13 protein-coding genes and 1 pseudogene are annotated in these 14,340 nt (G+C 73.7%); 9 read left to right on the forward strand and 5 right to left on the reverse strand.

All coding sequences use genetic code 11. The features are described from left to right. Nucleotides 1–11: 11 nt before the first annotated feature. Complete coding sequence (locus tag FR742_RS17385) at nt 12–569, reverse strand: DUF6624 domain-containing protein (RefSeq protein WP_222708964.1); 558 nt, start codon at nt 567–569, stop codon at nt 12–14. Nucleotides 570–653: 84 nt separating this feature from the next. Between FR742_RS17385 and FR742_RS17390 the strand changes: the two genes are divergently transcribed. Next, the gene (locus FR742_RS17390; protein ID WP_148034627.1) at nt 654–1,775 is read left to right on the forward strand and encodes a winged helix DNA-binding domain-containing protein; all 1,122 of its coding nucleotides are present in this window, start codon (nt 654–656) and stop codon (nt 1,773–1,775) included. Nucleotides 1,776–2,516: 741 nt separating this feature from the next. Here the strand turns inward: FR742_RS17390 and add are convergent. Next, entirely contained in the window at nt 2,517–3,464 is a 948-nt protein-coding gene (gene add, locus FR742_RS17395; RefSeq protein ID WP_148031911.1) for an adenosine deaminase, read from the reverse strand. A gap of 45 nt (nt 3,465–3,509) precedes the next feature. After that, complete coding sequence (locus FR742_RS17400) at nt 3,510–4,271, reverse strand: class I SAM-dependent methyltransferase (RefSeq protein ID WP_261808583.1); 762 nt, start codon at nt 4,269–4,271, stop codon at nt 3,510–3,512. Between the two features lie 157 nt (nt 4,272–4,428). Between FR742_RS17400 and FR742_RS17405 the strand changes: the two genes are divergently transcribed. Both FR742_RS17405 and FR742_RS17410 read left to right on the forward strand, forming a co-directional pair. Continuing rightward, complete coding sequence (locus FR742_RS17405; protein WP_148031913.1) at nt 4,429–5,178, forward strand: protein phosphatase 2C domain-containing protein; 750 nt, start codon at nt 4,429–4,431, stop codon at nt 5,176–5,178. Nucleotides 5,179–5,337: 159 nt separating this feature from the next. After that, a pseudogene (locus FR742_RS17410) lies at nt 5,338–6,276 on the forward strand (RNA polymerase sigma factor); the annotation flags it as partial. 37 nt (nt 6,277–6,313) lie between these two features. Here FR742_RS17410 and FR742_RS17415 read toward each other — a convergent pair. Continuing rightward, nucleotides 6,314–7,744, reverse strand: coding sequence for a wax ester/triacylglycerol synthase family O-acyltransferase (locus FR742_RS17415; protein WP_148031915.1), 1,431 nt, complete (start codon nt 7,742–7,744; stop codon nt 6,314–6,316). A 104-nt stretch (nt 7,745–7,848) separates the two neighbouring features. Between FR742_RS17415 and FR742_RS17420 the strand changes: the two genes are divergently transcribed. The 4 genes from FR742_RS17420 (at nt 7,849) to FR742_RS17435 (ending at nt 12,101) form a co-directional block, all read left to right on the forward strand. After that, nucleotides 7,849–9,027 carry a cysteine desulfurase-like protein gene (locus FR742_RS17420; RefSeq protein ID WP_148031916.1) on the forward strand — a complete coding sequence of 393 codons (1,179 nt, stop codon included), beginning with the start codon at nt 7,849–7,851 and terminating at the stop codon, nt 9,025–9,027. A 30-nt stretch (nt 9,028–9,057) separates the two neighbouring features. After that, nucleotides 9,058–10,029 (forward strand): tyrosine-type recombinase/integrase, encoded by a 972-nt coding sequence (locus tag FR742_RS17425; protein ID WP_148031917.1) that lies wholly within the window; start codon nt 9,058–9,060, stop codon nt 10,027–10,029. 80 nt (nt 10,030–10,109) lie between these two features. Continuing rightward, the gene (locus tag FR742_RS17430) at nt 10,110–10,904 is read left to right on the forward strand and encodes an SDR family NAD(P)-dependent oxidoreductase (RefSeq protein WP_148034628.1); all 795 of its coding nucleotides are present in this window, start codon (nt 10,110–10,112) and stop codon (nt 10,902–10,904) included. A 99-nt stretch (nt 10,905–11,003) separates the two neighbouring features. Next, nucleotides 11,004–12,101: a sorbosone dehydrogenase family protein gene (locus tag FR742_RS17435; RefSeq protein WP_148031918.1), complete on the forward strand. Its 1,098-nt coding sequence runs from the start codon at nt 11,004–11,006 to the stop codon at nt 12,099–12,101. Here FR742_RS17435 and FR742_RS17440 read toward each other — a convergent pair. Then, complete coding sequence (locus FR742_RS17440; RefSeq protein ID WP_148031919.1) at nt 12,085–13,017, reverse strand: AraC family transcriptional regulator; 933 nt, start codon at nt 13,015–13,017, stop codon at nt 12,085–12,087. The genes FR742_RS17435 and FR742_RS17440 overlap by 17 nt on opposite strands. Nucleotides 13,018–13,088: 71 nt before the next feature. Here FR742_RS17440 and FR742_RS17445 point away from each other — a divergent pair, with 71 nt between their 5' ends. Together FR742_RS17445 and FR742_RS17450 are read left to right on the forward strand one after the other, a co-directional pair. Continuing rightward, complete coding sequence (locus tag FR742_RS17445; RefSeq protein WP_148031920.1) at nt 13,089–13,970, forward strand: SDR family oxidoreductase; 882 nt, start codon at nt 13,089–13,091, stop codon at nt 13,968–13,970. After that, entirely contained in the window at nt 13,952–14,329 is a 378-nt protein-coding gene (locus tag FR742_RS17450; RefSeq protein ID WP_187281187.1) for a DUF4440 domain-containing protein, read from the forward strand. The genes FR742_RS17445 and FR742_RS17450 overlap by 19 nt, the downstream gene beginning before the upstream one ends. The last annotated feature ends 11 nt before the right edge of the window (nt 14,330–14,340 follow it).

The raw sequence follows: 14,340 nt of genomic DNA on the forward strand, positions 1-14,340 counted from the left end.
AACGCGGCGCCCTACTCCAAGGACTTGAGCTCTTCCAGGTACTCGGCGAGCGGCTGCAGCCCGGCCTCGGCGCGGCGCTCCTCCACCCCGGCCTCGTCCTCGATGGGGGTGCGCGGCCGCCACTGGCCGTCCTGGGTCGGCTCCCACTGGGTGCCGTAGCGCTGCGGCTTGCCCTCGGCGACGCGCACCCGGTCCTCCAGGTAGGCGAGGTTGCCCGGGGAGGCGTCGCCCTTCGCGACCGCCTCGTGCAGCAGGGCCAGAGCCCGGCGCTGCAGGTCGAGGGCGCGGTCGGCGTGCTGGACGAGCGCCCAGGCGGCGTCCTCGCCGTCCTCGCCCACCAGCTCGTAGCCGGGCCAGCCGTGTTCGTCCAGGATCTGGCGCATGCGCTCGGTGTTGGCGCGTTCGATCCGGTCCCAGTCGGCCTGATCGGCGTCGGGGGTCCTGACCTCCTGGTCCAGCCGCAGCATCTCCAGCAGCTCCGCGCGCAGCCGCGGGTCGGCGGGGGCGGCGTCTCCGCAGGCCGTGGTCAGCAGCAGGGCGGTGATGAGGCACGTGAGTAACGTCCGCATGCCCGACCGTACCGCGCGGCTGATCGCCGACCAACGCGGAACGGAGCTTTCCGCGTCGTCTCGTACGGTGAAGGCGTGATCGAGATGACGTGGAGCCAGGTGAGCGCGCGGCGGCTGGCCCGGGCGGGGCTGGACGGAACGGCGGCGGGCGGCGGCCGGCCGGCCGGGGTGGTGGCGGCGATGTGCGGGGCGCACGCCCAGGTGATGTCGGCGGCCGAGGTGTCGGTGGCGCTGCGCATGGATGACGCCACGCGAGCCGACGTGCGCGAGGCGCTGTGGGGCGCGCGCAGCCTGGTCAAGACGCACGGGCCGCGCGGCACCGTGCACCTGCTGCCCACGCGGGACCTGCCCCTGTGGGTGGGGGCGATGTCCTCCATCCCGGCCGGGACGAACGCGTTCTCCGAAGGGGTGCGGATGACGGCGGAGCAGACCGAGCGGGTGGTGGCCGCCATCCGGGAGGTGGTGGCGGGGCGGACGCTGACGATCGACGAGCTGAGCGAGGCGGTGATCGAGGTGGCCGGGCCGTGGGCGGGCGACCTCGTGATGCCGGCGTTCCAGACCATGTGGCCGCGCTGGCGGCAGGCGATGGCGCTGGCGGCGCACCGCGGCGCGTTCGTGTTCGGGCCGGTCAGGGGCCGGAAGGTGACCTACACCGCGCCGCCGGGCGAGCTCCGGCCGGTGGACGGGCGGGCCGAGCTGGTCAGGGCCTACCTGACCGCGTACGGGCCGGCCACGCCTGAGCACTTCGCCCAGTGGGCGGGCGGGCCGAAGCGGTGGGCCGTGGCGGCGTTCGAGCTGGTCGAGCTGGAGGAGGTGCGGCTGGACGGCCGGCCGGCGTGGGTGCTCGCGGGCGACACCGGGGTGCCGGACGAGCCGCCGCGCGGGGTCCGGCTGCTGCCGTACTTCGACGCGTACGTGGTCGCGGGCCGGCCGCGCGAGCTGCTGTACGAGGGAGCCGCCGCGCGGCGGGCGCTGGCGGGCGGGCAGGCGGGCAACTACCCCGTGCTGCTCGTGGACGGGCAGGTCGCCGGGGTGTGGCACCAGCGGCGCTCGGGCAAGCGGATCGACGTCACCGTGGAACCGCTGGCCGAGCTGTCCGCCGCCGCGCTACGTGAGCTGGACGAGCAGGTGGCGCGGATCGGCGGCATCCTGGAGGGGACACCGCGGCTGACGGTCGGCCCCGTCGGCGTGGGAGCTCACGCCTAGGCCGAGACTTGGTGAGAATTTGGGCTTGCGCCCACTGGCCAGGCGGTAGGTCTGAGGAGAAGACTCGTGCGAGGAGTTGCACCATGTATGGCGAGTCGCCGTCTCAGACCCGTCCCGCCGCGCGGCGATGCGCGCGCCGGTCGGTTCCTGTCGTCCCCGGACGCCGGCCGGTCCCGGCCGTGGCCGGGCGGCGGTCAGGCACGGCCGCGCCCGGATGCCGCCGGCCCCACCGCACCTTAACCCGCCTGCCCGGATTCCGGCCGGCCGTCCGCCCGCCCGGTTTCCGCCCCGCGATTCACCTGGCCGCACGCGGATCGCCGAACCGCCTGTCCGAATGCGGGTTCCCGATCCAACCGGCCGAATGTGAATCGCCCGTCCGCCTGGCCGGATGCGGCTTGCCGGCCCGCCTATCCGGTTGCCGGTCGACGATCTACCTGCGTGGATGCCGATCCACCGCGGAACTGCAGCGTCACGGGTCGCACTCGTTCGAACCGGACCCAAGCCGCGCGCCCGTCTCACACAAGTGGGGGGCGACGTCGCGGAGGGCATGGGGAGCCGTCTTCCGGCCTTCGGCCGCCTGGGAGGCCGTCCACCAGCCCGGTGATGATCAGGGGGAAGGACCGGTGCAGCCCGCCGGCCACGAGAGCCTGCGGCAGGGATGGCAGCACCTCGGCGGAGTCCGCCGCCCGCGCGACCGCTTACAAGCCGGTCCCCCGCAGATCCCCCCGCATCCCCCACCGATCAGGCACCACCGCCCAGCCACGCGTCGATGCCCTCCAGCATCTCCGCCTTCAGCTCCGGCCCGGCGAACGACGCCACGACACCCGCCCTGGCCAGCGCCGCCAGCTCGGCGTCCGGCCACCGGAACGTGTCGCGCACGCGGGCGTACTCGTCCGCCAGTGACGTCTCCCCGTCGGTGTTGAGCGTCACCACCAGCCCCGCCTCGCGCAGCAGCGGCAGCGGATGCGCCGCCAGCGACGGCACCAGCCCGAGCAGCACGTTCGACGTCGGGCACACCTCCAGCGCGATCCCCCGCCCGCGCACCTCCCGCACCAGCTCCGGATCCTCCAGCACGCGGATGCCGTGCCCGATCCGCCCGGCGTGGCCGAGGGTGAGCGCCTCCCGGATGCTGCCGGGCCCGCCGAACTCGCCCGCGTGGTGCACCAGGCGCAGCCCCGCGTCCCTGGCCGCGTCGCACACCCCGGCGAACGGGGCCAGCGGGTAGCTCTCGTCGCCGGCCAGCCCGATGCCCACCACATCCTCGTACCGCTGCGCGAGCTTCAACGTCCGCCACATGCGCTCGACCGGGCGGCGGCGGGAGTGGTCGAGGAGCAGGCGGCACTCGATCCCGTACCGCCGCCCCTCGGCCAGCCCGTCGAGCACCGCCTCCAGCGGCATCTCCGGCGCGCCCACCCGCTCGCCGTGGGAGGCCGCGGTGAAGGTCACCTCGGCGTAGCGCACGCCCTGGGCGGCCTCGTCGGCGCAGAACTCCACCGCGATCCGCCGGAAGTCGCCGGGGGTGCGCAGCAGCTCGCGCACCCGCGCCCGCCGGTCGGCGAACTCGCGGAAGCTCCGGAACGGCGTGTCTCCGGGCGGCGTGCCGCCCAGCTCGCGGATGGTCTCAGGCCGTACGGTGCTTTCAAGGTGGACGTGCAGATGGGCCTTGGGCAGCGCCCGGATGTCTCTCACCCGGGCACTCTAGGGACCCGCCGGTCCCCGACGCATTCCGATATTTCAGGACCGCCGGGTGACGCGGATCTTCGACTGCTTGTGCGGGAGCTGCTCCCAGTCCTCCATGAAGACGGCGTCGAGCCCGTGGCGGGCGGCCAGCGCGACGAGCGTCTCGGTGCGGTAGTAGAAGTCCTCCCGCAGCACGTGGTGCTCCTTGCCCTCGGTGCGGTCGAAGGTGAAGTCGAACCAGGCGTGCGGCTTCATGACCCGCCCGACGTGCGCGAAGCACTCGTCGATCACCTCGATCGGCGAGTGGGAGAAGACGCTGTGGGCGTGCACGACGTCGAAGTGCTCGTCGGGCAGGAAGGCGAAGCGCAGGTCGCGGACCGGGGTGAGGTGGGGCAGCTTGTCGCGCAGCCCGTGCGCGACCAGGGTGTCCTGGGCGGCCATGAGGATGTCGGGCGAGATGTCGAGGCCGTAGTAGTTGCCGGTGTCCAGGTAGTCGACGAACAGCCGGCCGGCGCGCAGGTTGCCGCAGCCGATCTCCAGCATCCGGCACTCCGGTTTGAGCCCGTGCTCGACCAGGTAGTCGAACTGCATCTGGCCCATCGCCAGCCAGCGCCGGTGGGAGTGGGACCCGACGGCGCCCTCGGGGCTGCGCGCGGCGTCGTCCTTCATGACGGCGCGGTAGTAGGAGACGTGGTCGCGGGTGCGCAGCCGCAGCCAGGTGTCACGGCTCAGTCTCCGCAGGTGCGGCATGATCTTCCGCGGATTCTTGAGCGCGTAACCTGCCTGGTGGACGAGGCTCGAACGGGTGCGTGTCACAAGGGTCACCACCGAACGGGTGTGTGGACGTGGGCCTGGTGCTGGGAATGTAAAACAGCGTCGGGAGTTTGTGATCCGGCGACACGGAAATCTTGATCTCCGCATGGCTTTTCCTGGCCGGTACCCGCCGATCTGATGGTCATCCATGAGGAGTTCGATGCTGCGCGTCAGTTACGCGAGCGCCGCCGCCCCTGGCCGGGCGAACGAGGACTACGTGCTGGCAGGCCCGTCGTGGGTGGTGGTGCTCGACGGCGCGACGCCGGCGCCGGGGGTGGAGCCCGGGTGCCGCCACGGGGTGCCGTGGCTGGTGCGCACCCTCGCCGGCGCGCTCGCGGCGGGCATCGAGGGCGGCGGACCGCTGCCGGAGGTGCTGGCGGCGGCGATCACCGCCACCATGAAGGCCCACGGCGGCTCCTGCGACCTGGGCAACCCCCATTCGCCGTCGGCCACGGCGGCGCTCGCCCGGCGTCGCGGCGACCGGCTGGAGTACCTCGTGCTGTGCGACTCGGCGGTGGCGCTGTGGCGGCGCGACGGCTCGGTGACCGTCGTCCGCGACGACCGGCTCGACCACCTGCCGGGCGGGCGCCCGTACTCGCTGGAGCTGGTGACCTCGCTGCGCAACCGGCCGGGCGGCTTCTGGGTGGCGGGCGCCTGCCCGGAGGCCGCCGGGCAGGCGCTGGCGGGCGCGGTGCCGGTGGCCGAGCTGCGCGGGGCGGCGCTGTTCACCGACGGCGCGACGAGACTGGCCGACTGGTACGGGCGAGCCTGGGAGAGCCTGGTGGCCGGCGCCGCCGAGCCGGAGAAGCTGCTGGCCGAGACTCGCGAGCAGGAGCGGGCCAGAGGCGTGCCGCACGGCAAGCTCCACGACGACGCGACCGCCGCCTGGGTGTCCTTTCCGCCCGGGTGATGGCAGTCACAACCATTCCAGGGCGTTGGGTAGCTTGGAGTGGAGATTTCCGTCTTCATCAGCCAGGGAGCCGATGCCCGCACCCCGCGACCGCCGCCCAACCGTCCACCGCCGAGCGAGGAGAGTGTCGTGACCCGGACCGCAGAGGTTATCGAACTGGACGACAGCGCAGCCGATGCTGTCGCGACCGTGGGCGCCGACTCCGTCAAGACGTATCTGAAGGAGATCGGGCGGGTGCCCCTGCTCAACGCCGAGCAGGAGATCGAGCTGGCCAAGCGGATCGAGGCCGGCCTGTTCGCCAGGGAGCGGCTCGACACCGAGCCCGACCTCGACGACGAGCTCCGCGCCGACCTGACGTGGATCGCCGACGACGGCGAGCTCGCCAAGCGGCGCATGCTGGAGGCCAACCTGAGGCTCGTGGTGTCGATCGCCAAGCGCTACACGGGCCGCGGCATGCTCTTCCTCGACCTCATCCAGGAGGGCAACCTCGGTCTGATCCGGACGATCGAGAAGTTCGACTACCGGCTCGGCTACAAGTTCTCCACCTACGCCACCTGGTGGATCAAGCAGGCGATCACCCGCGCCATGGCCGACCAGGCGCGCACGATCCGCATCCCGGTCCACATGGTGGAGCTGATCAACAAGGTGGCGCGGGCGCAGCGCCGGCTGCAGAGCGAACTCGGCCGTGAGCCCACCCCCGAGGAGATCGCCGAGGAGACGGAGCTGACCCCGGGCCGGGTGGTCGAGGTGCAGAGCTACGGCCGCGAGCCGATCTCCCTCGACACGCCGCTGGGCGACGACGGCGACAGCCAGTTCGGCGACCTGATCGAGGACACCGAGGCGGTCTCCCCCGCCGACGCGGTCTCCTTCACGCTGCTGCAACACCAGCTGCGCGCGCTGCTGGACGAGCTGTCGGAGCGCGAGGCGGGCGTGATCTCGATGCGGTACGGGCTGGTCAACGGCAGCCCGATGACGCTCGACGAGATCGGCCGCGTCTACGGGGTGACGCGCGAGCGCATCCGCCAGATCGAGGCCAAGACCATGTCCAAGCTGCGTCACCCGTCGCGGGCCATGGCCCTGCGCGACTACCTGGGCTGACCCGCCCGGCGGCCCTGACCGGGCCGCCGGGTGCGCCTCATCGCTTGAAGGACGCCTCCGCGTCGAGCAGCTCGTCGAGGGAGTCGCGCAGGTAACCGGTGAGCTCCCACGCGTCCGGCACCATCACCCGGTCGGTGACCACGCCGAAGTCGACCGACCCGTCGTAGGAGAAGGCGGTGATGTTGACCCCGCCGCTCATGTCGGTGATCACCGAGACCGGGTAGAAGGAGAGCAGCCGCGCGCCGCTCACGTACAGCGGGAACTGCGGGCCCGGCACGTTCGAGACCATCACGTTGATCGGCGGCGCCGTCTGGCCGAGCAGCCCGAACGCCGACCGGGAGGCCAGCCCCATGAGGGCGGCCGGCATCGACTCGCTGAACTCGCGCAGCCACCGCGCGGGCGCCAGCCCGAACCGGTCCTTGATCCGGCACATCACGTCGCGCACGTCACGCAGCCGCTCCACCGGGTCGTCCACGTGCGCGGCCAGCGGGGCGGGCACGAGCGTGACCTGGTTGCCCGCCTGCTCGTCGCCGAGCTCGCGGAGCGAGAACGGCACCCCGGCCACCAGCGGCCGGTCGGGCGCCCCGCCGTGCGCGGCCATCCAGCGGCGCAGCGCGCCCGCGCACACGGCCATGACCACGTCGTTGACCGTCACCTCGAACCGCTTGCGCACCGCCTTGATCTCGGCCAGCGGCAGCGACACGAACGCGAAGCGCCGATGCTGGGAGACGGGACCGCTGAACGGCGTCCAGGGCGCCGGCGCCGCCGGCAGGTCGGGCACCTGTCCCACCCCGGCGGCCTTGCGGGCCAGCCCGGACAGCGTGTGGCTGCCGGGGAGGGAGGACAGGACCGGGATCTCGTCCATGTGCGGCACCGCCTGCGCGATGAACCGCACCGCGTGCGCCGGGTTCAGCGCCATCCTGGCCAGGCCGCGCAGCAGCATCTCGGCGGCCCCGGGCGGCGGCTCGTCCCGCTCGGGCGCGTGCGGGGGCGGCGGCGCGGGTGTGGGCGCCAGGTCGAGCAGCGCGGCCAGCACGTCCGCGCCGCCGACGCCGTCGACGGCCGCGTGGTGGATCTTCGTGTAGAGGCTGGTGCGGCCGCCGGCCAGCCCGTGGATCAGGTAGATCTCCCACAACGGCCGCGACCGGTCCAGAGCGCGCGCGTGCAGCCTCGACACCTGCTCGGCGAGCTGCCGGTCGTCGCCGCCCGGCGGCAGGCCGATCTCGCGTACGTGGTAGTCGAGGTCGAGATCGTCCTCCTGCTCCCAGTACGGGTGGTCCAGGCCGAGCGGCACCGGGGCCAGCTTGCGGCGCAGCGCGGGCACGTACGGGAGCCGCGCCTGCAGCAGGTCCTGCAGGTCGGCACGGTTGAGCTCGCCGTCCAGGATGGCCAGTCCGGCGATGTTGGCCACGTTGGTCGCGGTCTCGAAGTGGAGAAACTGCGCGTCCAGGGCGGAAAGCTGTGGCATGGGTTCACCTCTGCCCTGACCCAACCATCTATGTCCCGCCGCGGGCAAGCCGGGATCCCGTGGGTGGCTCGGTTGACGGCTTCGCGCGAGAGCATGATGGCATCATGACTTTTCCTCTCGCATCAGTGCGCGCGGCCTATCCGGCGCTGGCCGACGGGTACGCCTACCTCGACGGCGCGGCGGGCACGCAGGTGCCGCAGCCGGTCATCGACGCCATCGCCGGCGCCTACCGTCAGGGCATCGGCAACGTGGGCGGCGCGTTCCCGGCAAGCCACCGGTCGGACGCGATCGTGGCGGGCTGCCGGGCGGCGGTGGCCGACCTGGTGGGCGGCCACCCTGACGGGGTCGTCCTGGGGCCGAACATGACGACGCTCACGTACCGGCTGGCCGGAGCGCTGGCCAAGGAGTGGGGGCCGGGCGACGAGGTGGTGCTGTCGCGGCTCGACCACGACGCCAACGTGCGGCCGTGGGTGCACACCGGGGCGACGGTGCGGTGGGCGGAGGTGGACCCGGTCACCGGGGAGCTGCCGGTGGAGCAGTACGCGGACCTGATCGGGCCGCGCACCCGGCTGGTGGCGGTGACGGCGGCGAGCAACGTGCTCGGCACCCGCCCCGACGTGGCCGCGATCTGCGCGCTGGCGCACGAGGCGGGCGCGCTCACGTACGTGGACGGGGTGCACGCGACCGCGCACGGGCCGGTGGACATGAAGGCGCTGGGCGCCGACTTCTACGCCACGAGCGCCTACAAGTGGTCGGGGCCGCACATCGGCGCGGTGATCGCCGACCCGGCGCTGCTGGAGACGGTCCGGCCGGACAAGCTGGCGTCCTCGTCCGACGAGGTGCCCGAACGGTTCGAGTGGGGCACGGCCGCCTTCGCCGACCTGGCCGGGGTGACCGCGGCCGTGGACCACCTGGCGGCGATGGCGCCGGGCACGGGGACGCGGCGCGAGCGGCTGCTGGCTTCGATGGCCGCGGCGGAGGAGCACGAGCTGGAGCTGTTCGGCCACCTGCTGGCGGGCCTGGAGTCGATGCCGCACGTCACGGTGTACGGCAAGCCGGCCCGGCGCACCGCCACCGCCTACTTCACGGTCGCGGGCAAGACGCCGCGCGAGGTGGCCGAGCACCTGGCGGCGCGCCGGGTGAACGTGTGGAACGGCCACAACTACGCCTGGGAGCTGACGGCCGTGCTGGGCATCCGCGACGCGGGCAGCGCGGTGCGGGCGGGCCTGGTGCACTACAACGACCGGTCGGACGTGGACCGCCTGCTCGACGCGCTCCTGTGAACGGACGGCGCCGCCACTAAGATCGGGCGGGTGAGCCTGCCCGCCGTGCCCGAGGTGGCGGCGCCGAACGTCGAGCCCGCCCGCGACCCGTACCACGTCTATCTCGACTCGCTGACCAGCTCCGAGTCGCGCCGGACGATGCGCGGCTGCCTCGACCGGCTGGCCCGGCTGCTCACCGGCGACGAGAACGCGACCGGGGCGGGCCAGCCGTGGCACCTGCTGCGCTACGAGCACACGGTGCGCATCCGCACGATGCTGGTCGAGCGGGGCTGGTCGGCCGCGTACGTCAACAAGCATCTGGTCGCGCTGCGGCGGGTGCTGAAGGAGGCGTGGCGGCTCGGGCAGACCGGCGCGGAGGACTACGCGCGGGCCGCCGACCTGGCGCCGGTGCGGCAGACCCGGCTGCCGGTGGGGCAGCACGTGCCGCCGGAGGTGGTGGGCGCGGCGCTGTCGGCCTGTGACGACTCGGCGGCTGGGAAGCGCGACGCGGCGCTGATCGCGGTGCTCTACTCGACGGGCTGCCGCCGGGCCGAGGTCTGCGGGCTGGCGCTCGCCGACTACGACCCGGGCGCGCGGTCGCTGCGGGTGCGCGGCAAGCGCGACAAGGAGCGCCTCGTCTACCTCACGCCGGACGCGCTCGGGCTGGTGGAGCGCTGGCTGGCGGTACGGGGACGCGCGGCGGGCGCGTTGTTCAGCCCGATCAGCAAGGCGGGCCGGCTGCGGTGCCGCGACGGCCGCCCGGTGCCGCTGACCGGCCAGGGCGTCGCCGACATCCTGGCCCGGCGGCTGGCCTCGGCGGGCGCCTCCCCCCGGACCGCGCACGACTTCCGGCGCACGTTCATCGGCGAGCTCCTGGACGCGGGCGTGGACCTGGCCACGGCGCAGGCGCTGGTGGGCCACTCGTCGCCGGCGACCACGGCCCGTTACGACCGCCGTCCCGAGAAGACCCGCCGCGACGCGGTCGACCGCCTCCGCCTGCCGCCCCCGCGCCCGCTGGCCTGACGGCCGGACCGGGCGCGGACCCTCCCGGCCTGCGGGGATCCGGCTCGTCCGGGGCCCGCGGGTATAGCGTGAACGGCATGATCACGCTCGACCTCACCGGCAGGACCGCGCTCGTGACCGGCTCCACGCAGGGCATCGGGGCGGCGATCGCGCGCCGGCTCGCCGACGCCGGAGCCCGCGTCGGGATCAACGGCCGCCGTGCCGAGGCCGTCGGCGACGCCGTCGCGGCCCTGGCCGCGGACGCGGGCGCCGGCCGGTTCTTCGCCGCGCCGGGCGACCTGGCGACCGAGGAGGGCACGGCGGCGGTCACCGGGGTCGTGCCTTCGGCCGACATCCTGGTCAACAACCTCGGTGTCTTCGGCGCCACGCCGGCCCTGGAGATCACCGACGCCGAGTGGCGCCGCTACTGGGAGGTCAACGTCCTGGCCGGCGTGCGGCTCATCCGCCATTACCTGCCGGGGATGGCCGAGCGCGGCTGGGGCCGGGTGCTCAACATCGCCAGCGACTCGGCGATCGTGATCCCCGAGGAGATGATCCACTACGGCGCGAGCAAGACCGCGCTGCTCGCGGTCTCCCGCGGCTTCGCCAAGCACGCCGCGGGCAGCGGCGTCACCGTGAACGCGGTCATCGCCGGCCCGACCCGCACCGGTGGCGTCGAGGAGTTCGTCTACCAGCTCGTGGACCGGTCGTTGCCCTGGGAGGAGGCGCAGCGCGCGTTCATGCGCGAGCACCGGCCGCTGTCGCTGCTCCAGAGGCTGATCGAGCCCGAGGAGATCGCCAACCTGGTGGCCTACCTGGCCTCTCCCCTGGCCTCGGCCACCACGGGGGCGGCGGTCCGGGTGGACGGCGGCTACGTCGACTCCATCATTCCCTGACCCCTCTGCGAATCGGCGATATCGATAAATTGTTAGCACTGTTCCGTATCGGCGGAAACTGTGCGATGCTATCGCTGATATCAACGCCGCGGAGGAGTCATGGACGCGAAACTGAAGATCCCGGTCCTCATGGCGGCCGTCGCGACCGTGATCGGGCTGACCGGGTGCGCCCCGGCCCCGGCGCGGTCGGAGCCGGCGGTCGCGTGGCCGGGCGAGCGGACCGAGCTCGTCACCGGCCTGAGCGCTCCCTGGGGCCTGGCCTTCCTCCCTGACGCATCCGCCCTGGTCTCCGAACGGCTGACGGGACGGATCCTGCGCGTCCCCGCCGCAGGCGGCTCCGCCGCCGTGGTCGGTGTGGTGCCCGACGTGGCGGCCAGTGCCGAGGGCGGCCTGCTCGGCCTGGCGGTGTCACCCGGTTTCGCGCACGACCGGACGATCTTCGTGTACGTCTCCGGGGTCCGGGCCAACCGCGTCGTCGCGCTGGAGGTCGGCGAGGACTTCCGATCGCTGCGGCGGGACCGCGTCGTCCTCGACGGCATCGGCACCGCGGACCGCCACCACGGCGGCCGGCTGAGGATCGGCCCGGACGGCCACCTGTGGATCGGCACCGGTGACGCGTTCGACCCGGAGAAGGCCGCCGACGACGCGTCGCTGAACGGCAAGATCCTCCGCGTCGGGCTCGACGGTTCGATCCCCGGCGACAACCCGTCCGGGACCGCGATCTACTCCTCGGGGCACCGCAACGTCCAGGGCATCGCCTTCGGCCCCGGCGGGACGGCCTACGCCTCCGAGCTCGGCCACCGCACCTGGGACGAGGTCAACGTGCTGCGGCCGGGGCTGGACTACGGGTGGCCCGAGACCGAGGGCGTCGAGGGCGACACCGGCGAGCCGCCGATCTTCACGCTCCACCCCGACGAGGCGTCGCCGTCGGGCGTCGCCTACGCGCACGGCTCCCTCTGGATGGGGGCGCTGGGCGGGCAGCGGCTGTGGCAGCTGCCCGTCGACGGGGGCAAGGCCGCCGGCGAACCGATCGGGCACTACGCGGGCGAGTACGGCCGCATCCGCACGGTCGAGGTCGCCCCCGACGGGGCGCTGTGGATCGTGACCTCCAACACCGACCGGGCGACCTGGGGCGGGACGGATCCGCGCCCGGGAGACGATCGGATCATCCGGGTCGAGCTCATCCCCGCCGGCTGACGCCGCGCTCCCGCCTGAACGCGCCGGGGGTGCTCGCGTACCACTGCTTGAAGGCCAGGTGGAAGCCGACCGCGGACCCGTAACCCACGCGCCGGGCGATGGTCTCGTGGGAAAGGGACGTGGTGGCGAGGAGGCGCGCGGCCTCCTGCATGCGGCGGGCCGTCAGGTGCCGCATCGGCGGCTCCCCCATCAGCTCGCGGAACGTGGCCGCGAACGCCGATCTGGACAGCCCCGCCTCCGCCGCCAGCCCGGCGAGCGTCCACGGCTCGGCGAACCGGGTGTGCACGGCCAGCAGGGCGGGCGCGATGGCCGGGTGGCGCAGGGCCGGCAGCACCGGTACGTCGCCGAGTGAGGTCAGGGCGGCGCGCAGGGCCAGCACGTACGCCAGCTCGAAGCCGCGCAGCGCCACCAGCGCGAGTCCCGGCTCCGCCTGGTCGCACTCCCCTGCCAGGTGGGTGAGCGTGTCGCCGAGCAGGGGCTGGCCGGCCACCGCGGCCGACGGCAGCACGAGCACCGGCGGCAGCGACCGGTACAGCGGGGCGGCGGCGGAGGCGTCGTAGTGCAGGCCGCCGCAGAGCAGGGTGGTGGCCGGCCCCGGCCCGTCGATGCGGACGGTGCCGATGGCGCCGGGTTCCCGCGCGGGGAGCAGCCGGGCCAGGGGGATCGTCGCGCGGCCTGGGGCGTCGGCGAGCGTGTGGGCGGTGCCGTGCGGGAACACGGCCAGGTCGCCCGCTTCGAGGCGCACCGTCCGCTCCGGCAGTTCGACCAGGCAGGCGCCTTCCTGGACGTAGTGCAGCAGCGCGCAGTCCTCCCGCTCGCCCGCCACGCCCCACGGGGCGCGGGCGGTCCAGCGGCTGTGGAAGACGCCGCGCAGGCGCAGCGGGGCGAGCAGCTCGCTCAGCAGGTCGTCTTCCACGGACGTTCCTTAAATATCGGGAGATGATGCTTTATGGAGCGTATCGGGGCGACTGCCGTTGACTTGCGGGCATGAGATTCCTGGTGTTCGGCGCCGCGGGCGCCCAAGGCGGCGCGGTCGCGCGCAGGCTGGCGGAGAGCGGGTACGAGGTGCGCGGGTTCACGCGTACGGGGAAGGTCCCGGAGGGGGTGACGCCGTTCCACGGCGACCTGAGTGACGCCGGGCGGGTGAAGGCGGCGTTCACCGGCGTGACGCACGCGTCGGTGGTGCTGCCGTTGGTGTTCGAGGCGGAGACGGTCGCGGCGTTCACGCGCAACGTGATCGAGGGGGCGCGGGCGGCCGGGGTCCGGCGGCTGGTGTTCAACACCGGCAACCGGCTGCCGGACGGCGAGACCAGGGTGGCGGCGTTCGACACGCGGCGGGCGGCGGTGCGGGCGCTGCGGGAGTCCGGGCTGCCGGTCGTGGTGCTCCGCCCGGCGCTTTACCTGGAGAACCTGCTGGCGCCCGGAGTGCTGGGTGCTCCGTTCCCGGAGAACCACCCGGGAGACGGGGTGCTGGGTGCTCCGGTCCCGGAGAACCACCCGGGGGACGGGGTGCTGCGTTACCCGCTGCCCGCTGATCTGCCCGTCGCCTGGCTGGGGCATGCCGGCCTGGGCGCGCTCACGGTCGCGGCGCTCACCGGGGACGGGCTCGCGGGGAGCGTGGTGGACGCGGGCGGCCCCGCCGCGGTGACCGGGCCGGAGCTGGCGGCGGCGTTCGGGCTCCGGTACGAGGAGCAGGACGTGGCCGTGTTCGAGGCGGGCCTGGCGCGGGCGGTGGGCGCGGCGACGGCGGCGGAGGTGGCCGCGACGTACCGGTGGATCGCCTCCTCGGCCCCGGCGGCTCTGTTCGGGCCGGGGCCGTCGCTCGGCGTCACGCTCATGACCCCGGCGGCGTGGGCGGCGGCCCTGTGATCGCGGCCGAGATCGTCCGCCATCACCAGGTCATCGAGCGGTGGCTGGCGGGGACGGCGGCGCGGGACGAGTTCGCCCGGTTCGCCGGCGCGCACGGGCCCGCCTTCACGATGGTGACGCCGGACGGCCGGGCGCTGGCGCGCGATCGGGTGCTGGCCGAGGTCGAGGCCGCGTACGGGACCGTACCGGGGCTGGTCATCGAGATCCGCGACATCCGTGTGGTGACCGGTGAAGGATCTCTGGTCGTGGCCTCGTACGAGGAATGGCAGGGCGGGCGGGGCCGGCGGTCGTCCGCCGTGCTCCGGGCGGACGACGGCGCGCCCGTGTGGCTGCGTCTGCACGAGACGTGGATCGGCTGACCGGCGCCCGG

It is taken from the genome of Nonomuraea sp. C10 (assembly GCF_008017515.1).
Taxonomy (GTDB): Bacteria; Actinomycetota; Actinomycetes; order Streptosporangiales; family Streptosporangiaceae; genus Nonomuraea; species Nonomuraea ferruginea.

Excerpts from the sequence above, each read along its gene's own strand:
- FR742_RS17385 (WP_222708964.1), bottom strand. The coding sequence starts at position 569 with ATGCGGACGTTACTCACGTGCCTCATCACCGCCCTGCTGCTGACCACG.
- FR742_RS17390 (WP_148034627.1), top strand. The coding sequence starts at position 654 with ATGACGTGGAGCCAGGTGAGCGCGCGGCGGCTGGCCCGGGCGGGGCTG.
- FR742_RS17405 (WP_148031913.1), top strand. The coding sequence starts at position 4,429 with ATGCTGCGCGTCAGTTACGCGAGCGCCGCCGCCCCTGGCCGGGCGAAC.
- FR742_RS17415 (WP_148031915.1), bottom strand. The coding sequence starts at position 7,744 with ATGCCACAGCTTTCCGCCCTGGACGCGCAGTTTCTCCACTTCGAGACC.
- FR742_RS17420 (WP_148031916.1), top strand. The coding sequence starts at position 7,849 with ATGACTTTTCCTCTCGCATCAGTGCGCGCGGCCTATCCGGCGCTGGCC.
- FR742_RS17435 (WP_148031918.1), top strand. The coding sequence starts at position 11,004 with ATGGACGCGAAACTGAAGATCCCGGTCCTCATGGCGGCCGTCGCGACC.
- FR742_RS17445 (WP_148031920.1), top strand. The coding sequence starts at position 13,089 with ATGAGATTCCTGGTGTTCGGCGCCGCGGGCGCCCAAGGCGGCGCGGTC.